Here is a 20,689-nt window from a genome sequence, read left to right as displayed (position 1 = left end):
TTAAGAAAAGACTTGGAAATTTTCCCCGTCAAAACTGGCGAAAACCATAGTAGGATAAGAATCCTGATGATAAACATTTCCAGCTTTATCAATAGCGATGGCACCTGCGAATCCATCAATAGTTTTAAGCTCATCAAATGTTTTGCTGAAAGCCTCTTGAAGATTCATACCGTCAGTAACTCTTGTTACAATTTTTGCAGCGGTGGCATTGCTGACAATATCTTCGCCCACACCGGTACAGCTTACTGCACAGAAAGCATTGGAATAATTTCCGGCCACTGTGGCAGAATCAGAAATCCTCCCGGGAATCTCAAAACCTTTTCCTCCTGTAGATGTAGCAACAGCCAGTTTTCCTTCATGATCAATAGCAACACAGCCTACTGTTCCTTTTCCGCCATTGGCAAGCTTAGCCTCATATTCTTTTCTTCTCTGGGGAATTTCTGTAGAAAAATTCTCAAAACCATTTTCCGTAGCGTAAATTTTGGCACCATTTCCTCCTAAAACCCTGTCATCTTCGTTGATAAGGTCCTTGGCCACAAAAATAGGATTCTGTACATTTTGAATATTGATCACACCGCTTAGCTTCTGAGTGTCTCCGTTCATAATGGCAGCACTCATGCGGATAACACCGTCACTTTGAATTTGAGAACCGATTCCAGCATTGTATAATGGATCGTTTTCCAACAGTGAAACGGCGTATGCAACAGTATCAAAAGCGGAATGTGTTTTAAGATAGTCAAAAGCTTTTTGGGCAATTTCTTTTAAAGAGTCCTGTTTAGCTGTTTTTACTTCATGACTTTGGTCGCTTTCAGAGAAAAAACCGCCGTGGATAATGATTTTCATAGTAGATATGGTTTCTTATTCGGAGTTCTGTATTTATTATTGTCAATAATACGAATCCCGATTATTAATAGGAAGAAAAGATAAGGATTTTATTAATACGGGTTCTGTGTTTCGGGATTTCGAGTTTATCGTTTTCGAAAATTGAATCCTGGTTATTTATAAAATATCAAAAGCATGCACTCTGCACACACCCCGAATCTCAAAACCCTGTAGGCCGTATTACTTATCCTGTGGTATCGGATTAAACTGTGAATTTTCAATCGTTAATGTCTTTGTTGTAAGATCATAATGATCATTCATAGACATGACATGTACGGTCAAATTATCAATAGAGATCGGTTCACCAAGGTTAATATTCGTTAGATTGGTATCTTTAATAAATCTTCCGTCTACTAAGATAACAAGACCTGAACCTACAGCTGTCATTACATCATTATGAATGAAAAGACCTGTATCTTCTCCCAGTCCGATTCCCAGCGTTCTTGGGTTGTTTACGACTGCCTGAAAAAGACGTCCGATTCTTCCTCGCTGTACAAAATGGGTGTCAATAATGACGTTATCGATCAAACCTAATCCTTGAGTGGTTTTGATTTCTCCTTTCAATAGAGCTTCAGAACTGCTTCCCTGATAAATCATGTTTTCAGAAGCAGCAGCAGCACCCGCAGAAGTTCCCGAATAGATAAAATCCTGTTCCTGATATTTTAATAAAACGGTATCATGAAATCTTGTTCCTCCAAGAATAGAAGTCAACCTCAGCTGATCTCCTCCGGTAAACATCATGACATCAGCAGCGTTGGCTCTGGCTACCATTGCATCAGAATTGGCCTCTTCACGGTTGTGGATGTCGAGAACGTTTACATTTTTAGCACCAAGAAATTCAAATGCTTTTTTATATTCAGTGCCTACAATCTGAGGGATTTGAGAGGCTGTGGTAACAATTTCGATGACAGAATTTTCCTTAAGTTTAGATTCGTTGATGATCTTTCGTAAGATCCCACGCTCAAAAAAATTAAGATTCTTTTCAATATTCTGATCATAATCGGTTTCAGCAAAACTGCCTTTGTTTACAGCGCCTCCGATAACTATTAATTTTCCAACAGGTTTCATCATTGTACAAAATTAAAAAATAATTCACATTCATTGGCTAATTTCGTGCCATCTTTAATTGATTTTTAATGTTTTAAGAATGTTAATTAAAATTAATTTTTTTTTAACAAATCTTTAAATCTACTATGGTTTCGTTTAGGGTTTTACATTATCTTTGACTATGAAAGGAGTTATTATTAAATGTTAAAATGCCAATAGACTATGAAAATCGAAAAGATTCAGGCACTAAGAGGTCCTAACATCTGGAGCATCAGAAGAAAGAAGCTGATACAGATGAGGTTAGACCTGGAAGAAATGGAGGATTATCCTACCAATAAAATAGAAGGTTTCCGGGAAAGGATTGAAAAATTAATTCCTTCATTGATTACCCACCGTTGCTCAGAAGGAGTGGAAGGAGGCTTTTTCCATAGAGTGGAAACAGGAACCTGGATGGGACACGTCATTGAGCATATTGCTTTGGAAATACAAACCCTGGCGGGAATGGATGTAGGGTTTGGAAGAACCCGCGAAACAAAGACTCCGGGAGTGTATAATGTGGTATTTAATTATATCGAAGAAAATGCAGGGATCTATGCTGCAGAAGAATCTGTAAAAATTGCAGAAGCTCTGATAGAAGCGAAAGATTATGATCTGAATGCATGTATTCATCGCTTAAAGGAAATCAGGGAACGTGTACGTTTGGGACCGTCTACAGGAAGTATTGTAGAAGAAGCGGCTTCCAGAAGAATTCCATGGATCAGACTGGGGACAAATTCCCTGGTACAGCTGGGCTATGGAGTGAATCAGCAAAGGTTTCAGGCTACTATTACAGGAAAGACAAGTTCTATTGCTGTAGATATTGCCTGTAATAAAGAACTGACCAAAAGAATGCTTCACGATGCGGCTATTCCTGTACCGATAGGAGATTTAGTGGTAGATGAAGAAGGATTAAATGCTGTGATCAGGAAAATTGGCTATCCGATTGTTTTAAAACCTTTGGATGGAAATCACGGAAAAGGCTCTTCCATTAATGTCAATGAATTGGAAGCGGCTAAAATAGGTCTGGAGCATGCCCAAAAATATTCAAGAAAAGTAATTGTTGAGAAATATATTACAGGTTACGACTTCCGTATACTGGTTATCAATAATAAAATGGTAGCTGCAGCAAGAAGAGTTCCAGCCCATGTTGTGGGAGATGGTGAACTGAATCTTCAGCAGTTAATTGAAAAAGAAAATAAAGACCCAAGAAGAGGATATGGCCATGAAAATGTCCTTACCGAGATTGAGGTAGATAAAGATACTCTGGAGTTGCTTGATAAACTTCAGTATACACTGGAAACAGTTCCTCAAAAAGGAGAAATAGTGTATCTGAAGTCAACTGCTAATCTTTCAACCGGCGGTACATCCATTGATGTAACAGATATGGTGCATCCGGAAAATATCACAATGGCTGAAAGAATTTCTAAAATCATAGGATTGGATGTCTGTGGTATTGACGTGATGGCGGAGAATCTTACTCAGCCGTTAAAGGAGAGTGGTGGTGCCATCATTGAAGTAAATGCCGCACCTGGATTCAGAATGCACCTTGCTCCGAGTGAAGGATTGCCTAGAAACGTGGCAGCTCCTGTGGTAGATATGCTTTATCCGCAGGGTAAACCTTTTACAATTCCGATCATTGCCGTAACGGGAACCAATGGAAAAACAACCACTACAAGACTTATCTCACATATTGTAAAAAGTAATGGATATAGAGTTGGATTTACCACTTCGGATGGAATTTATATTCAAAATACGATGTTGTCAAAAGGAGATACTACAGGACCCCTTTCAGCAGAATTTATTTTGAAAGATCCTACAGTAGAGTTTGCAGTTCTGGAAACAGCCAGAGGAGGAATTTTACGTTCCGGACTTGGGTTTTCGCAATGTGATATCGGTGTTTTAACCAATATTGAGGAAGATCATTTGGGAATGAACGATATTCACAATTTAAAAGATCTTACCAAAGTAAAACGTGTCGTGCTGGACAGCGTAAAGAAAAGCGGTTGGAGTGTGTTGAATGCAGACAGCGAATATTCTATGAGGATCATCAATGACCTTGATTCCAATGTGGCCATCTTCAGTATGGATGAAAATAACCCTCATATCATAAAATTTGCGAAAGAAGGAAAAATCACCTGCGTTTATGAAGAAGGTTTTGTGACTATTAAAAAAGGAGACTGGAAAATCAGAATAGGAAAAGCCAAAGATTTCCCGATCACAATGGAAGGAAAGGCCAGGTTTATGATTGAAAACGTTTTGGCTGCGAGCTTAGCGAGTTACCTTTATGGATTCGGGATTGAAGATATTTCCAACTCTTTGAGAACTTTTATTCCAAGTGCTCAGCTTACACCGGGAAGGCTGAATGTTTTTAAATTCAAAAACTTTAAAGTTCTGATCGACTTTGCCCATAACCCTTCAGGATACGAAGCTATTGAAGATTATCTGAAAAATGTGGAATCTACGAAGAAAATCGGTATTATTTCCGGTGTGGGAGATCGAAGAGACAACGATATCAGAGAATGTGGAAAGATTGCAGGAAGAATGTTTGATCATATTATTATCAGAAACGAAAAACATCTTCGCGGAAGAACCGAAGAAGAGATCAATGGATTGATTATTGAAGGTATGCAGGCTGCAGGAAAAGATGTAAGCTACGAGATTATTCCTAAAGAAATAGAAGCCTTGAAACACGCTATGGGAATGGCAGAAGAAGGTACGTTTATCACAGCTTTGAGTGATGTTATCTCCAATGCTATTGATCTGGTACAGGAATACCAGGCAAGGGAATTATTGGAAGACGATAAAAACCTGTAAATAAATCTTTATCAACTTATTAAAATTGCAATACGAAATAGAAAAACGTATTGCAATTTTTTTATGCCTATGGCACTCTAGTTGATTTGAATATACATTATAAATACTTTTAACCTTTTTTTAAAAGAGATAAAAAATAAAAATTATTAACTTGCCGTACGATCGGTTTTTATGAAAAAGGCACTCTTTATTTTCTTTCTTTATTTTTCTGTACAGTCTTATTCTCAATACTACACTCCTGCAAAGCTGGATAGTATCACGAGTATCTATAAAAACAAAGGAGAATATGAAAAGGTATTTCAATACAATATAGAAGCACTGCAGTATTATAAAGAACATGATAACCCCGAGGGAGAGGCTTTAGCTAATATTAATATTGCTAATGCTCTTTCTACCTTTGATGAGCACCAGAAAAGCCTTCATTATCTTGATGAAGCTAAAAAGCAACTTAAATTAGTCAATAATAATGGGCTGAATGCCAGATTGTGTAATGAAATTGCAAGAAATTATGCTTTTTTAGGACTTTATAGCCAATCAAATATTCAACTCAATAAATCGATAGAATATCTTAAGCATGCTCCTGATACAAAAGAGAACAGAAATTCTTTGTTTTTTGTGTACATCTGGAAATGGTCAAATTTTGAAGATTTAAAACAGCCGGATTCTATTAATGCAATGCGGAAAAAAGGGTTGAAAGAGTTTCCCAATGAACCTAAGATTTATGTAAGAATTGCAGAGCAGTTTTTATCTAAAAAGAAACATCTTGATTCCGTAGAATATTACCTGAACAAAGCATCTATATTAGCCGTAGAAAACAACAGCTCACTCCACGCTTATGGAGCTATTGCAACAAGACGTGGAAACTTATATACTCTGAAAAAAGATTATCAAAAGGCACTTGAATATTATCAGGAATCTCTACCCATCTATCTGAAAATAAATCGTGGTGCAGATATTATAGATACTTATAAAAAGATCTATCAGACTTATCTGGCTTTACATGATCTTCCAAAAGCGAATGAATATCTGGCAAAATATACGGAACTCAACGACAGCATTCAGTCTGGAGAAAGAAAAGCTGTGGCTTCTGTCGTTAATAATCTTGCCATTGAACAGGAGAAAGAGAGAAATAATCTCTATATCATTATTGTTGCAATTGCCGGTATTGCTGCTGTATCTATTGCCGCAATATTTATGATTCGGAAACGGAATAAAAGAAAAGATCAGCTGCTTGAAGATCAGAAGAAAATAATCAGTGAAAAAATAATAGAAACAGATATTCTGAAAAAGAAAGTAGATACTTCCATTGATGATCTGTCCAAAATGGCTACTTCGAATAATCCCTTTTTCATTAGTAAATTTAAAGAAGTGTATCCTGAATTTTATGAAAAACTGACTTCACAATATCCGGAATTGACCAGTCATGATATAAAATTTATCGCCTATTTAAGGCTTGACCTTACCAATAAAGAAATTGGACAATGCGGAAACGTAACCCTAAAAGCTGTTGAAACCAAAAAATACAGACTTAAGAAGAAACTCGAAATACCCGCTGATATGGACTTAGGAACCTGGGTTTCAAAATTATAAATAAAATAAAAATGCCTCAGGTATTTCTGAGACATTTCACTGTGATTTATTATAATTTTTCAGACTTTTCTAAATAAGATAAAAGTTTATACGCAATGTCAATCCTTTCAGCATTAGGATAATTTTTATTGGCAAGAATGACGATACCAATTTTTTTCGAAGGAACATACATTACATACGCTCCAAAACCATTGGTAGCTCCGGTTTTATTGATCAGTACATCAAGTTTCGGTTTTTGATGTGGAAGGATTTCCTTTACAGGATTAGGTTTAAAGGCCATATCCGCGGAATTTCCTTTTTGAAGCTGTTCCAGTGTTACCGGATAATTATATTGTTCCCAAATAAGATCCTGAGTCATTTCCGAAGTGTTAAAATAGCCGGTATGCGTATTCATTATGGCCGCAGATAATTTGCTGTCAATATTTCCAATTCCCATATTGGCATCCACAAACGTAATCATATCCTGCGTGCATGATTTCACTCCATAAGCTTCATTTGCCAAAACTCCGGGATTTACACGGATCGGTTCATCATTTTTACTATAACCGAATGCATATTGATTCATATTTTCAGCCGGTACTTCATAAAAAGTATTATTCAAACCCATTTTATTGAAGACATTTTGGGTCATTGCGTTGGCGAAAGGCTGTTTAAATGTTTTTCCAGCAATAACACCTAGCAAACCAATGCTCGGATTGGTATACATTCTTTGTGTGCCTGCCGGATAATCTGGTTTCCATGTATTGTAATAATTAATGAGTTGTTCATTGGTAGTCACCTCATCAGGTAACTGCAATGTAAATCCACCAGCAGTGTGCGTTCCAAGATTATAAAGTTTTATCTTGTCAAAAGCGGTGTTTTTAATTTCGGGCATATATTTGCTCACAGGGTCAGATAAGTTAAGTGTTCCGTTCACTTGTGATAAACTGGCTAAAGTAGCCGTGAATGTTTTGCTTACAGAACCCAGCTCAAATAACGTTTTATTGGTAACTTCTATCTGGTCAGCTTTTGAAGCTAATCCGTAATTGAAAAATGTATGTTTACCATCTACTGTTATGGCAATACCTAACCCTGGAATTTCATTTTTCTCCATGACAGGCTTCACCAGAGCCTCCAAATAATTATTAAGATCTGAAGTATCCGCTTTCTTGGGATTGTTACAGCTTGACAAAAAAGATAAACATAATACCGAAACAGAAATTGTTTTTAAACTTCGCATAATTTTTAAATTTTATAATTGAATTTTTTACTACTATTTACCAAGAGAAATTTCTGGAAAATTTTTAAGCGAAAGTAAGAGAAATTTGCAATATTATCTCTACTACAATTGCACTACAATGGTTTATTTTGTTGATAATTAGTGTTTTGTAATTATGCTGAAGAGCGTTTGAAATAGTAGGGAACTGCTAGGAAAGAATTACCTGAAAGAATTTTATCCTTAAAAAAGAGGTGATGGTGAAGTGGTATATGCTAAATAGACTTCGGCTGAACCAAAGGTTCAGCCGAAGTCTATTTTATCTCAAAATGATCATTAAAAATGAATCTTATCCTTCTGCAAAAAAAGCATTCGAGCTTCCAATCCAAATGGCATCTTTTTTATTAAAATCCACATTTACCATAGCGGCCTTGGTCATTCTTCCCAGATTTTCCAAGAGGATAGGGCGCTCGTCATTTTCCCGCCAAATATACAACAAACGGATCTCTGCTTTTGAGAATTCTCCATTGATATCTTCAAAAATAGGCTCATAAGATACCTTTCTCTGCAGAATATAGTTTTCTTTATCCTGAATTGCATCGGTGATATCCTTTGTAGGGTTCAAATTAACTCCGCTTCCTGCGAATGAAAATAACGGTTTCAATACAAAATCTTCAAGATTTTCATGTTCCGGAAACTCATGTAGAAAATAGCTTTTAGGAACAAACTGATGCTCCAATAAAGGTAAAAGGAATTTTGATATTTTAAAGAACCAGTTAGGGTGGGTTACCCATTTTACATCAACTTCCTCACGGAAATCAAATTCTGTAACAAGATCAGGAATGTTATCAAGTTCGTCAAATATTACACGGTTGTAGATTCTTTTGATTTCTGTTAGCTTTCCATCATTTTCATAATATAGCTTTCTGCCTTCTTTTTTTACTTTGGTAAGACATACTGTTTTTATTCCAAGCAATTTTTCTGTTAGGGCAAAATCAATGGCTGTTTTCTGTTTTTCCGGGAAAATTTCAAGCAGAATTACATTTTCAGGATGTTCATCACCTACAATCAGTTCCTTCAAATAGTTTTTAAAGGTGTCATGAGGCATCGGATTTTTGATTTCTGAAAGAAAAGGATAGACCTCACAATAAGTTTCTTCATATACTTTCTGGAAAGCGTATAAAGAAGGAAATGCCTGAAGTTCTATCAGTTGAGGTTCTATTTTTCCGTTTTCACTTTTGCAGATTCCAAAATCTATGGTAAAAAAATGAGGTTGATTGGTATCATTAGGAACTCTGCAGTCATCAGGGATCGCCTTTTGAAGTAATTCTTCCGGCATTGCTTTAATCTGGCTGATGATACTTTCGCTGGCATCTATAAGCTTACTTTCGAATTCTTTAGTAAGAAAAATAGGACTTTCTGAAACTCTGAAAGTGGGAGCTATCCCTCCTTTTTGCAGCAATATATCTTTTAATTGATTGTATTTTTCCTCCGAAAACTCCTGGTTGTATTGTTTTCTGTATTTTGGGATCATATTTTTTTTCTTTTGTGATGTTAAAAAAATCGGGCGTTTCTGCCCGATTGTTATAATAAGGAGGTTTGAAGCTGAGAGAGAAGTATTAAAATAATTATAACTTCCAGCATCCTTCTTTCAGCTTCCAACCTTTTAAACCAAAGATTCAGCTTCTTTCAAAATGTTTTTTTTTGCAAACTGAAGGAATCTCGGAAGGATCTGATTTCTGGTTAGAATGATTTTGTCTTCATCATCGATTCTGTCCATCGTTTCAAGATATTTTTCCATTCCGAAGTTTTCAATCATGGCTTCTCTGTTTTTTTCATCTTTGAGATTTTCAATCAGAGATTCAGGATTCGCTTCAGGATGAAACTGTGTTCCGAATATCTCCTCCGAAAAACGAACCGCCATTATCGCTCTTTCCAGATTGATATGAGGACGGAACTTTTCGATGGCCATAACAGTCATTCCAAGCTCTTCAAAACGGTCATGATCCGGCTCAATAAACTGGTAAGCTCTGGAATCTACTGCATAAAAAGGATCCTGAAGATTTTTGAATAAAAACTCTTCTCTGCCTTCATCAGTTTTATGAACAGGCATTACTCCGAAAGAATAAGACTTTCTTTTGCAGATATTTCCCAGGTTCCAGTGGATACTTGCCAGCTGGAATGAATGACAGATCAGGAAAAGGTATTTTTTATCTTCACTGTATTTATTATGCTCAAAAACAGAATCTAAAAAATGGGCAAATCTGTCTTCCCAGGCAAGACCTTCACGATGCGGGTTCCCCGGACCTCCTGAAGAAATGAAAATATCAAAATCTCCAATCTCCGGCATTTCATCCTTAAATCTCACATCAAATGTCTTGATGACAACATTTTCTTCAGAGTTCTGCTGAAAAGCTTCGGAAATCTCTTTAATGTTTCTAAAACCTTGATTTACATGGTTGTTATTCATGTCCAGCAGAGCAATTCGAATATCTTTCATTACATCATATTTTTTGCAAAGTTACCAAAAATATTATGAAGCGGTTTCACCATGTGTTATACCATACTCCGTTTCAGAGATCATATAATCAACGACTTTCGTCAGATCACCTGTTTCTTTAAAGATCTGAAGCTGTCTGTCTGCACCGGTTCCGTTTTCCAGGATCTTCCATGCATATTCCACTTCATGACGGCAGCCTAAATCGTCTACCACATCATCAATAAACTCTAAAAGTTCCTTTAATAAATGAGGATAAGGTACAGATTCTTCTTTTCCAAAATCAATCAGATGGGCTTCGATACCGCTTTTGGAAGCACGCCATTTATTTTCGTTCAGTAACAATCTCCTGTAGCTTCTGAAGCTCAGATTCTGCTGGTGAAGTTTATAGATTTTAGCAACGAGACTCTGCATGATCGCGGCAAGACATACTGTTTCATCAATTCTCAACGGCATATCGCAGATTCTGAATTCAATCGTAGGGTAGAACGGGTGAACGCGCAGATCCCACCAGATTTTCTTTGCATTGTCGATGGTTCCTGTTTTTACCAGAAGATCTACATAGCTGTCAAATTCTGCCAGAGAGTTAAAATAACTCGGAATACCGGTTCTTGGGAATTTTACAAAAATTTCCTGTCTGTACGATTTAAAACCTGTATACCTTCCAATCCAGAATGGTGAATTGGTAGAAAGGGCATATACGTGAGGAAGAAAATAACGCATGACATTCTGAATTCTCACACCTTCTTCACGATTAGGAATTCCAATATGAACATGCAGACCGAAAATAAGATTTTCACGGGCCACATCTCCCATGTCATCCACAATCTTGATGTATCTTTCTCCCTGAGTGATACTGTTGTCTGACCAGTGTGAAAATGGGTGAGTACCTCCTCCGGAAACACGAAGTCCCTGCTCATGGGCGGTATTAATAAGATGACGTCTTAAATTCGTTAATTCTGCCCTGGCTTCCTGAATATTCTGGCAGATGCCCGTTTCCATTTCAATCATGGATTCGTGCATTTCGTGCTTTAAATTTTCACTTAAAACAGCTTTGCCACCTTCAATGATTTTCGAAACGTGAGAAACAAGATCTCTGCTCTCAACATCAATGATTTGATATTCTTCTTCAATTCCAATAGTAAACTGATGATGCATTTATTTTTGTGTTTTTTAATTTTTTTCAATGTTATTTGATGGAATCTTTCACAAAGGTTCCCCAGGCAATATTAGGTTTCCCCGGAACATATTCCTTAGCTTTTTCTATAGCCAGTTTTGCTGCGTGTTCTATGATCCATGCAAAGTTTTCTTCTCCTACAGAATTTCTGTCAGCATCCGGAGCCGGGTTGCAGAAGTCAATAGCATAAGGAATACCATCTCTTACTGCAAATTCTACTGTATTGAAATCATATCCCAAAGCTTCATTCATTTTAATGGTATAATCATGAATAGTTTTCAGTAGTTTTTCAAGTTCTTCTCCTTGTGTCTGGTGGGTAGTGGCATATCTCAAATGAGGAGCATTTCTCGGTTCATAAGGCATGATGTGAACATATTTTCTGCCCAGACAGTACACTCTGTAGTAGTCATCAAAAACAATTTCTTCCTGTACCATCATTACCAGTTGTTCCGTTTCGCCTAGTTTGTTCCAAAGATCATCCGGGTTTTCTACTCTGTAAACACTTTTCCAGCCACCTCCGTCGTGAGGCTTCATATAAGCTGGAAATCCAACGTAATTGAAGATATATTCCCAGTCGTGAGGAAATTTCAGGTTTCTGAATGAAGTTTCCGAAGTGTTGTCCGGCCTTTCGTGTGAAGGAAGCAGAACAGTCTTAGGAAGCGGAATTCCCAGTTTAGACATCAGGGCATTGTTGAAAAACTTCTCGTCAGCACTCCACCAAAACGGATTGTTGATTACATAAGTTCCGTTAAGTGCAGCATTTTTAAGATAAGCTCTGTAAAAGGGAACGTCCTGTGAAATTCTGTCGATGATCACTGCATATCCATAATCTGCACCCTGTTCCAGTTTGTCTATGTTAACGGGTTCAGCCACAATTTCTCCACCTCCAAGCTCATTTACTTTGTCTATAAATGCCCAGGGAAATGTGTCTTCCATACCGAAAAGAATTCCTACTTTTTTTGTCATAATTTTTGTTTTTAAGATGGATGTATATTTTTTTCTATTTGTCTTTTTTATTGTTTTTAGGAGAAGAATGTTCCTATAAAGGTTGGGAAGACCATCCTCCACAAAGGCCAGTCGTGGCCTATCCATTTTCTTTCGTCATACCAGAAGTCAATACCTTTTATCCTTAAGATTTCTGCCATTTCTACATTTTTTTCTTTGCAGATATCCTGATCAGAAGTACTCAGGACAATATGCATGTGTTTGTATTTCCAGGCTTCATCATTTCTTATAAATTCCCTAGGACAGTTGAAATATACCAGATCATCAGAATAGCCATCCATAAAATTTCTTATGCTGAAGGCTCCGGAAAGGCAAAACAGATGGGAAACCACATCAGGAAACCTGAATGCAAAATTGGCAGCATGATATCCTCCGAAACTTGCTCCGGCTACAGCTACACGATGGGTTTTATGAAGTTTTTGAATGTAAGGCACAAATTCCTTGATCAGAAACTGTACATACCGTTCATAGTTTCTTATTCTTTGTTGAGGAGATATTTTGTCATCATAAAAACTCCAGCTATCAATGGTTTGTACATTGTAAAGTTTTACTTTTCCTTGCTCTACAAACCAGTTGATACTTCCATTAAGATGAAAATCATGGTTCTGGGTGTATTGTCCCTGAGAAGTTGGAAACATAATGATAGGATGACCATAATGTCCGGTCACTTCTACCTTGAGACTTGTTCCCAATATGTTTGAATAATAATCTGTATGTTCTATATGAGGCATTTTTTTTGTGTTTAATTTTACTATTGCATTGATATTAATTTGATAAATTCAATTCCTCCAGACTGATTAATGAGCTGATAATTTACTTTGCTATTTTCAAAAATTTATTTTCTCTAAATTACGTTTCAGAATGGATTTTTCTGGCAGATAATATATTATGAATTTAATAATATTTTGAATATCAGTATTTAGGAGCTAAGCTTGGTGCTTTTTGGGGGTAAAATATTCAGCATATCTGCGTGAATTATTTCTGCTGCTGCATCCAGCCTATCCTGTACAATGGAAGCATCGTTGGATTTATAAACAATCCCGACGTGATAATCTATTGGAAGGAATTTTACAACTTCTTCACATTCAAAGCTGCTGTAGTTTGGTTCTTTATCTTTAATAAGTGCTACAATCAACCCGGAATAGTATCCTGTAGGAGGTGAAACACTATAATCATTACCTCTCAGAAGAGCATCTTCAATCTTAGCCCATTCTCGCCAGATATTAATACCGCTTGAAGCTTCTACCAAATCAGGAATATGAGCACCGCCAACCCTTGAAGAAGTTTCCAGGAAATACCATTTTCCGTCTTCTTTTCCACGGATAAATTCGGTATGGGTCGCGCCATTAATCAGTCCGAAATTGGAAAGTACGCTGGCATTGATTTCTTCTAATGCCTTAAATTCTTCAGAATATCTGCCTAAAGTTTTGGATCTGAATACTCCGCCTTCATGGGAAACCTGCATAGGAAGAGCAAGGTATTTCGAAGCGGAAGTGAATACAATTTTTTTATTAAAAGTAAGGCTGTCTACATGGTAAACGTCACCGGGCTTAAAGCTTTCCAGTAAAAAAAGATGACGTTCTTCGCCCAATGTTTCTAATGCCTCAGAAAGCTGTTCTTTGGATGTGATTTTTTTGATTCCTGATGCGGAAGCTTCAGAGCGAGGCTTCAGTACCCATGGTGAAGGAACTCGGTCTGTAAATTCATTCACTTCATCATCATTAAATACCGCTGTAAATTCAGGAACACTGATCCCGGAATCTTTTGCTTTCTGGCGCATGGCCAGTTTGTCTCTGAAATATCGGTGTGTAGTTTGTCCCATCCCTGGAATACGGAATGTTTCTCTGATTAACGCAGCTTTTTCTACGTCATAATCATCCAAAGCCACTACAGCATCTACTTTTCTGGTTTTCATCAGGTGGGAAAATCCCTGAATCAAATGTTCCAGATTCCATACAGATGGCTTAAGTTCAGGCATATAAAAGGTTTCTTCAATGGCATGCCAGGGCCAATCCTTTTCTTTGAGGTTTTCCGAAGTTACGAGGATGATTTTATTGCCGAGTTTCTTCATTTCGTCCATAAAATCGTAGCCCTTGTAATAGCACGAAATACACACAATCGTTTTCTTCTCCATATAATGTTTTTTAAGATTTAGTGAATTTTCAAAAATAAAAGCATTTATTTATTATTTTATTAATAGTAAAAAATACAATATTGTGAGTTTTTGAAAATCCACTAATCAAGTATACAGAGTTTTTTTGTAAAAAACTAATTTTTAGTGATAATTTTCAATTAAATTCACGAGCAGTTGAACCCCATAACCTGTTGCTGCTTTTTCCCTGGCATAGCCTACATTCCCAAAGGCTACTCCGGCAATATCCAAATGTGCCCATTTAGGGTGGCTTTCAATGAATTGCTCTAAGAATTTTGCGGCAATAATACAGTCTCCAATCGGTTTTAAAGAGATGTTTTTAATATCTGCTACATCGGATTGAATATCGTCTTTCCAGACATCCCATAAAGGAAGATTCCAAACTCTCTGGTTAGTTAGATCTCCGGTTTTAATCAGATTGTTTTTCAATTCTTCATTATTGGAAAACATAGCGGCGCAGGTGTCTCCAAACATTCTTACTGAGCTTCCCGTTAAGGTAGCCAGATCAATCAGAAAGTCTGTTTTGTAGTTTTTAGAAAGATAAGACAGTCCGTCTGCAAGAATCAATCGGCCTTCAGCATCAGTATCAAGTACTTCAATGGTTTTTCCGTTGTAGGCTGTAATCACATCACTCGGAAGCAGGGCTTTCTCTGAAACAGCATTGTCTGTAATAGGAAGTACGGCAATAATATTCACCGGAAGCTGCATTTCAGCGGCATAAATTAGAGCTCCTATAACAGCTGTAGCACCTCCCATATCAGATTTCATATAGTGAAGATTGGCAGAACTTTTAATAGATATTCCTCCCGTATCAAACAATACACATTTTCCTACCAGTCCGAAAGTTTTGGCATTTTTAACCGTAGTTTTATATTCTAAAATAGTGAAAGCGGCATCATAAGCACTTCCTTGATTAACAGCTAAATAAGCTCCTAATCCAAGTTCCTCACATTTCTTTCTGTTAAAAACGGTATATTTTAATTCATGTTTTTTAGCCAGATTTTTAAGATAGGTACTCAAGGTATCCGGCCTTTTTAGATTGGCAGGTTTGTTGAGCCATTCCTGGCAGGCAGTCTGCCCATTAATCAAAGCTTCTGTTTTCTGGCTGATATGGTCTAATTTTTTCTGGCTTAAATTTTCAAAATGCAATTCAAATTTTACATTCCAGAAAGTATGTTTTTTATCAAAAGGATAGTTGTAAGTTCCTGCCAGAAGTCCTGTTACAAATTCTTCAAACTGTTTTTCATTCAAAAAATCGGCAAGGGCTAATGTAGGGACTGCCTGCAGTTTTTCTTTCTGTGTCTGTGAAAATTTAGCTGCAACCTGCTGGATTTCGAAATTTTGTAAGGTAGACTTTCCTAGTCCAATGAAATAGGTAATTCCTTCTTCATGAGCATTCACAAAGACTTCATATTTCTTTCCTGTGAAGAAAGTGGAAATGTTTTTATTGAAATTTTTACTGGTTTTTGTCCATTCTTCTTCGGTGAATAGATGGAAAACCTGCGTATAATTTTTGTTTTTTTTATTGATTAGTTTCATAAATAGATGTTATATTTTTCTAAGATCACAAATCATTGCTGTTTTAAAGTTTCTTTCAGTAATTTTATGTCTCTAGCTTTTAGTACTTTGTTGTTGTGGTTTTACTTCTACAGGATTTTCAGTATTGTCATAAAACAGCCATTCAATAGCTCTCGGAAACTCTTGTGACCAGTAAAATTCATTGTGGGTACCTTCAGGATTGATATTGGTTTTAAATTCAAAATCAAAAAGCTTTTTCTCTTCCCATCTTTTCAGGTATTCTTCAAAAATGTGAATTCTTTTGACCATTTTAGAGCCTTCCTGAGCTCCTCCATAAAGATAAATTTTTGTCTTATAGGGAACTCTGAAATTCATCATCGGGAAGTTGTTATTCGGTTCTACCCAAAGAGAAGGAGAGAAGATTAATAGCTTGGAATAGACCTCCGGATAAAGAAATCCACTGTATATACTGATCAGAGCTCCTAATGAACTACCTCCGATTCCGGTATTGTCGCGGTCTTTTTTGGTTCTGTAATTTTCGTCTACAAAAGGTTTTAAAGTATCTGCGATAAACCGGATGTATTTTTTTCCTTCAGAACCATTGGCCACATGGTCATTGTCAAAAATATATTCTTTGATCCTTTCCTCGCTTCCATGTTCTATGGCGATGATGATAAGATCTCCACGGCCGTATTCTGCAAGGATCGATAGTTTTTTATCGATTTCCCAATTTCCAAAGCCGCTTCCTTCATTGAACAGGTTTTGTGCGTCCTGCAGATACAGTACGGGGTAACTTTTGTCGGTGGTATGATAGTCATAAGGGAGAACTGCCCAAACCTTTCGGTAGCGGTCAAGCTGTGGAATATAGAATTTTTCAGAAATAACTTCTGCAATAGGATAGTATTCTTCTTTGAATGGACCCCAGTTTAATCTCCATTTTTGCACTGAGTCGGAAGTTTTACCTGCTGATTTTTTTATTTTCCGGTTGGGCGTTATGTTTCCATACTGGTCCAGTTCCACATTCTCCCAGCCTCCTTTTGTGAATTTGTATTCAATTTCGTCAGTGAGCAACTGGTCTTCAATTTCTATAAAATAATTGGAAGAATCTGTCTGTTTGAGCTGGAAATTGTAATCTTTGGGATTCCAGCTATTGAAATTTCCGGTGATAAATACCGGTCTGTCGTCTTTTTCTTCTGTATAAAGTTCAAACCTCATCGTATGTGTTTAATAAAATAGTGATGCTAAATTTATAAAAAAAGATTGTTTTGAAATCATAAAAATGTGAGGTAAAAAATGATATATTTGATAGAAAGACAAAACACGAAATGATATTGATAATTATTTGATGGATAATTAACCGCTATTATCAGTATTTTTCGTAGTTTCAAAGAAATTATAAATATAAACTGATCTTGATGAATTCTGTTAAAACCTACACGCTTTTCACCGATCATGATGTGTATCTTTTCAAAGAAGGTAGACATTATAAGCTGTACGGTAAATTTGGAGCACATTCTGCGGAAAAAGATGGCGTAAAGGGAATCTATTTTTCAGTATGGGCGCCCAATGCAAAAAAAGTTTCTGTAATTGGAAATTTTAATAACTGGAATCATAAAGATCATATTTTATTTCCAAGATGGGATGAATCCGGGATTTGGGAAGGATTTATTGAAGGATTAACCTGGGGTACATTATATAAATATGCTATTGAAACACCAAGAGGCGAAATTCTGGAGAAAAGTGATCCCTATGCATTAAGTTGGGAACAGAATATTCAGGCGGCATCTTTGGTTTCCACAACATGGTATGAATGGGATGATCAGGAATGGATGGACAACCGTTGGGAAAAAAATAAGCTTGAAGCTCCCATATCAGTCTATGAAATGCATTTGGGTTCATGGGTAAGAGAGGGAGATCAGCCCCAACGTTTTTTAAATTACAGAGACATTGCCAAAAAACTGGTTCCTTATATAAAAGATATGGGATTTACCCATGTGGAATTTATGCCTGTGATGGAATATCCTTACGAGCCAAGCTGGGGATATCAGATTACAGGTTTTTATGCAGCAACATCACGCTTTGGTTCACCACAGGATCTTATGTTTCTTATTGATGAACTTCATAGAAACGGAATAGGTGTTATTCTGGATTGGGTTCCATCTCATTTTCCGGGAGATGCTAACGGGCTTCACCGTTTTGACGGATCGTATCTGTATGAACATGAAGACCCAAGAAAAGGATTTCATCCGGATTGGAAATCACATATTTTCAATTACGGAAGAAACGAAGTCAAATCTTTTCTGATTTCGAATGCCATGTTTTGGCTGGATCGTTATCATGCAGATGGATTGCGTGTAGATGCAGTAACTTCAATGCTTCATCTTGATTATTCCAGAAATGAAGGCGAATGGGAACCTAATATATATGGAGATAATGTAAACCTGGAAGCAAAAGCCTTTCTTCAGGAGTTTAATACAGCCGTTTATAAAGAATTTGGAGATAGTATTATGACCATTGCTGAAGAAAGTTCAGATTTTCCCATGCTTACCAAACCCGTTCATGACGGCGGTGTAGGATTTGGAATGAAATGGATGATGGGCTGGATGCATGATACACTGGATTATTTCAAAGAAGATTTTCCTAACCGGAAATTTCATCATCATAAACTGACCTTTGCTTCCATGTATATGTATAATGAAAATTATATGATGCCTTTGTCACACGATGAAGTCGTACACGGAAAAGCAAGTCTGATCTATAAAATGAAAGGTGATGAATGGCAGAAATTTGCCAATCTGCGTGCCTTGTATGTCTATATGTATACCCACCCGGGAGCCAAACTGCTTTTTATGGGTGATGAATTCGGGCAGACCAGTGAATGGAATTTTACAAGAAGCCTCGACTGGCATTTGCTGAAATATCCTATTCATAAGGGAATGCAGGAAATTGTAAAAGAGCTGAATCACCTGTACAGATCAGAAACAGCCTTTTATGAAAATCAGTTTGATAAACATGGTTTTGAATGGGTTGAAGCAGATGATCTGGAAAACTCAGTATATGTATATTTGAGAAAAGGGAAAAGAAAGGACGATGTATTGATGGTTATTTTAAATCTGGCACCCAAAGTTTTGGATTATAAAATCGGGATTCCTGCAGGAACACATTGGGAAGTTGTTTTAAATTCCGATAATGAAAAATACAGCGGAAGCGGAGTAGAACCTGAAATATTGGAGGAGAAATACGAAGAATGGAGAGGATATCCAAAAACAATGACCTTAAAACTTCCGCCATTAGCGGGAATTATTTTACGACAGAAGAAAGATAAAAAGTATAAATTACACAGAATTAAACACAAGAGATAAAGAATGGTTATTTATCATTTAAGTACAGAATGTTATCCTGTAGCAAAAGTAGGTGGTCTGGCAGATGTAGTAGGAGCACTTCCGAAATATCAGAATAAAATAAAAGGAATAGATGCTAAGGTGGTAATGCCATGGTATAATAAAACCTTTGTCTATGATCATGAATTTGATCTGGTTTTTGATGGGTTTATTCATCAGGGAGATAATATGCTGCAGGTTCAGGTGTTGAAAGAAAAAACAAATGTTCTGGGATTTGAGCTGTATATGGTTAAAATTCCAGGATTACTAGACAGGGAAAATCCTTATGGATATCAGGATGAGAGCTTCCAGTTTATAGCTTTTCAGCATGGAGTGCTGCATTGGCTGTGCGCTATGGAAATCCGGCCTGATGTACTGCATTGTCATGATTATCATACCGGCCTGGTTCCTTTTATGGTAGAAAACTGTTCAGAATTCGGATTCTTAAAAGGAGTGAAAACAATAGGAACAATCCACAACGGGGAATATCAGGGAATGATGAGCTGGAATATGGCAAATTATATGCCTTCTTTTAATGCTTATCAATGGGGACTGATGGATTGGAACGGATTCATGAATCCTCTGGCAAGTATGATCAAATGTGCCAATGCTTTTACTACCGTTTCCGGAGGATATCTTGAAGAACTTTTCATAAGCTTCCGCGGACTGGAAAGCCTGGTTCGTCAGGAATTCGGGAAAGCCTATGGAATCATCAACGGTATTGATACCGAAGTCTGGAACCCTGAAACTGATCCAATGCTGGATTTTAATTTTAACAGTAAAAATGCAGTCGCTCAAAAGAAGAAAAATAAAGAAAAACTCTGCAAGGAATATGGTTTGAAACCCGAACTTCCTTTATTTGCCTTTATTGGAAGGTTCGCGACGGAAAAAGGAGCTGATCTATTACCGGATGTAGTATGGAGGAGTATTAAGCAAAGCTATGGAGCTTTAAATATCATGATTCTCGGCTCAGGAAATACTTATATTGAAAATAAACTAAAAGAATACGACTATACGTATACCAATTTTGCTTTAGATCTGGGATATAAAGAACATCTTTCCCATAAGATATATGCCTCAGCAGATTTTCTTCTGATGCCTTCCAGAGTAGAGCCTTGTGGACTGAATCAAATGTATTCCATGAGATATGGAACCGTTCCTGTGGTAAGATATACAGGGGGTCTTAGAGATACCGTAGAAGATATTTCAACCGGTGGAGCAGGACTTAATTTTACTTATCCGGGAGTAGATGATGTTGTACATGCGATGAACAGGGCAATGGCAATTTATAATCAAAAAGGTGTAATGGAAGAACTTATCCATGCCAACATGAATTTTGATTTTGCATGGGAGAAATCTGCAGAAAAATACATAGCTTTATATAATAGCTAAA

15 protein-coding genes are annotated in these 20,689 nt (G+C 36.9%); 4 read left to right on the top strand and 11 right to left on the bottom strand.

Going from position 1 to position 20,689, the window contains the following annotated elements:
• A complete protein-coding gene (locus tag ACM6F9_RS10085) occupies positions 1-843 on the bottom strand; it encodes an isoaspartyl peptidase/L-asparaginase (RefSeq protein ID WP_414845587.1) in 843 nt (280 codons plus the stop codon).
• A 219-nt stretch (positions 844-1,062) separates the two neighbouring features.
• Complete coding sequence (locus ACM6F9_RS10080; protein WP_414845860.1) at positions 1,063-1,950, bottom strand: cyanophycinase; 888 nt, start codon at positions 1,948-1,950, stop codon at positions 1,063-1,065.
• A gap of 201 nt (positions 1,951-2,151) precedes the next feature.
• Here ACM6F9_RS10080 and cphA point away from each other — a divergent pair, with 201 nt between their 5' ends.
• Together cphA and ACM6F9_RS10070 are read left to right on the top strand one after the other, a co-directional pair.
• Positions 2,152-4,782 carry a cyanophycin synthetase gene (gene cphA, locus ACM6F9_RS10075; protein ID WP_414845586.1) on the top strand — a complete coding sequence of 877 codons (2,631 nt, stop codon included), beginning with the start codon at positions 2,152-2,154 and terminating at the stop codon, positions 4,780-4,782.
• A gap of 171 nt (positions 4,783-4,953) precedes the next feature.
• Positions 4,954-6,372, top strand: coding sequence for a tetratricopeptide repeat protein (locus tag ACM6F9_RS10070; RefSeq protein ID WP_414845585.1), 1,419 nt, complete (start codon positions 4,954-4,956; stop codon positions 6,370-6,372).
• Between the two features lie 49 nt (positions 6,373-6,421).
• Here ACM6F9_RS10070 and ampC read toward each other — a convergent pair whose 3' ends face one another.
• The 9 genes from ampC to ACM6F9_RS10025 form a co-directional block, all read right to left on the bottom strand.
• Positions 6,422-7,591: a class C beta-lactamase gene (gene ampC / locus ACM6F9_RS10065; protein ID WP_414845584.1), complete on the bottom strand. Its 1,170-nt coding sequence runs from the start codon at positions 7,589-7,591 to the stop codon at positions 6,422-6,424.
• 325 nt (positions 7,592-7,916) lie between these two features.
• Entirely contained in the window at positions 7,917-9,101 is a 1,185-nt protein-coding gene (locus ACM6F9_RS10060) for a hypothetical protein (RefSeq protein ID WP_414845583.1), read from the bottom strand.
• A 132-nt stretch (positions 9,102-9,233) separates the two neighbouring features.
• Positions 9,234-10,067 (bottom strand): type 1 glutamine amidotransferase, encoded by an 834-nt coding sequence (locus ACM6F9_RS10055; RefSeq protein ID WP_414845582.1) that lies wholly within the window; start codon positions 10,065-10,067, stop codon positions 9,234-9,236.
• Between the two features lie 33 nt (positions 10,068-10,100).
• A complete protein-coding gene (locus ACM6F9_RS10050) occupies positions 10,101-11,222 on the bottom strand; it encodes a carboxylate-amine ligase (protein WP_414845581.1) in 1,122 nt (373 codons plus the stop codon).
• A 31-nt stretch (positions 11,223-11,253) separates the two neighbouring features.
• Positions 11,254-12,207 (bottom strand): ATP-grasp domain-containing protein, encoded by a 954-nt coding sequence (locus ACM6F9_RS10045; protein WP_105701364.1) that lies wholly within the window; start codon positions 12,205-12,207, stop codon positions 11,254-11,256.
• Between the two features lie 56 nt (positions 12,208-12,263).
• Entirely contained in the window at positions 12,264-12,977 is a 714-nt protein-coding gene (locus ACM6F9_RS10040; RefSeq protein WP_414845580.1) for an alpha/beta hydrolase-fold protein, read from the bottom strand.
• Positions 12,978-13,165: 188 nt separating this feature from the next.
• Positions 13,166-14,380: an ATP-grasp domain-containing protein gene (locus tag ACM6F9_RS10035; protein ID WP_414845579.1), complete on the bottom strand. Its 1,215-nt coding sequence runs from the start codon at positions 14,378-14,380 to the stop codon at positions 13,166-13,168.
• 141 nt (positions 14,381-14,521) lie between these two features.
• Positions 14,522-15,937 carry a leucyl aminopeptidase family protein gene (locus tag ACM6F9_RS10030; RefSeq protein ID WP_414845578.1) on the bottom strand — a complete coding sequence of 472 codons (1,416 nt, stop codon included), beginning with the start codon at positions 15,935-15,937 and terminating at the stop codon, positions 14,522-14,524.
• Positions 15,938-16,009: 72 nt separating this feature from the next.
• Complete coding sequence (locus tag ACM6F9_RS10025) at positions 16,010-17,131, bottom strand: alpha/beta hydrolase-fold protein (RefSeq protein WP_414845577.1); 1,122 nt, start codon at positions 17,129-17,131, stop codon at positions 16,010-16,012.
• A gap of 200 nt (positions 17,132-17,331) precedes the next feature.
• Here ACM6F9_RS10025 and glgB point away from each other — a divergent pair, with 200 nt between their 5' ends.
• A complete protein-coding gene (gene glgB / locus ACM6F9_RS10020) occupies positions 17,332-19,278 on the top strand; it encodes a 1,4-alpha-glucan branching protein GlgB (protein WP_414845576.1) in 1,947 nt (648 codons plus the stop codon).
• A gap of 3 nt (positions 19,279-19,281) precedes the next feature.
• A complete protein-coding gene (locus tag ACM6F9_RS10015) occupies positions 19,282-20,688 on the top strand; it encodes a glycogen synthase (RefSeq protein WP_414845575.1) in 1,407 nt (468 codons plus the stop codon).
• The last annotated feature ends 1 nt before the right edge of the window (position 20,689 follow it).

Source organism: Chryseobacterium sp. IT-36CA2, assembly GCF_949767875.1.
GTDB lineage: Bacteria > Bacteroidota > Bacteroidia > Flavobacteriales > Weeksellaceae > Chryseobacterium.
The sequence above is the reverse complement of the archived record's forward strand: the minus strand, read 5'-3'. Positions and strand labels throughout refer to the sequence as shown.

What these genes read in the sequence shown, in the direction of transcription:
- cphA (WP_414845586.1), top strand. Translation starts at nt 2,152, where the DNA reads ATGAAAATCGAAAAGATTCAGGCACTAAGAGGTCCTAACATCTGGAGC.
- ACM6F9_RS10050 (WP_414845581.1), bottom strand. Translation starts at nt 11,222, where the DNA reads ATGCATCATCAGTTTACTATTGGAATTGAAGAAGAATATCAAATCATT.
- ACM6F9_RS10035 (WP_414845579.1), bottom strand. Translation starts at nt 14,380, where the DNA reads ATGGAGAAGAAAACGATTGTGTGTATTTCGTGCTATTACAAGGGCTAC.
- ACM6F9_RS10080 (WP_414845860.1), bottom strand. Translation starts at nt 1,950, where the DNA reads ATGAAACCTGTTGGAAAATTAATAGTTATCGGAGGCGCTGTAAACAAA.
- ACM6F9_RS10060 (WP_414845583.1), bottom strand. Translation starts at nt 9,101, where the DNA reads ATGATCCCAAAATACAGAAAACAATACAACCAGGAGTTTTCGGAGGAA.
- ACM6F9_RS10030 (WP_414845578.1), bottom strand. Translation starts at nt 15,937, where the DNA reads ATGAAACTAATCAATAAAAAAAACAAAAATTATACGCAGGTTTTCCAT.
- glgB (WP_414845576.1), top strand. Translation starts at nt 17,332, where the DNA reads ATGAATTCTGTTAAAACCTACACGCTTTTCACCGATCATGATGTGTAT.
- ACM6F9_RS10015 (WP_414845575.1), top strand. Translation starts at nt 19,282, where the DNA reads ATGGTTATTTATCATTTAAGTACAGAATGTTATCCTGTAGCAAAAGTA.
- ACM6F9_RS10040 (WP_414845580.1), bottom strand. Translation starts at nt 12,977, where the DNA reads ATGCCTCATATAGAACATACAGATTATTATTCAAACATATTGGGAACA.
- ACM6F9_RS10045 (WP_105701364.1), bottom strand. Translation starts at nt 12,207, where the DNA reads ATGACAAAAAAAGTAGGAATTCTTTTCGGTATGGAAGACACATTTCCC.
- ACM6F9_RS10085 (WP_414845587.1), bottom strand. Translation starts at nt 843, where the DNA reads ATGAAAATCATTATCCACGGCGGTTTTTTCTCTGAAAGCGACCAAAGT.
- ACM6F9_RS10055 (WP_414845582.1), bottom strand. Translation starts at nt 10,067, where the DNA reads ATGAAAGATATTCGAATTGCTCTGCTGGACATGAATAACAACCATGTA.
- ACM6F9_RS10025 (WP_414845577.1), bottom strand. Translation starts at nt 17,131, where the DNA reads ATGAGGTTTGAACTTTATACAGAAGAAAAAGACGACAGACCGGTATTT.
- ampC (WP_414845584.1), bottom strand. Translation starts at nt 7,591, where the DNA reads ATGCGAAGTTTAAAAACAATTTCTGTTTCGGTATTATGTTTATCTTTT.
- ACM6F9_RS10070 (WP_414845585.1), top strand. Translation starts at nt 4,954, where the DNA reads ATGAAAAAGGCACTCTTTATTTTCTTTCTTTATTTTTCTGTACAGTCT.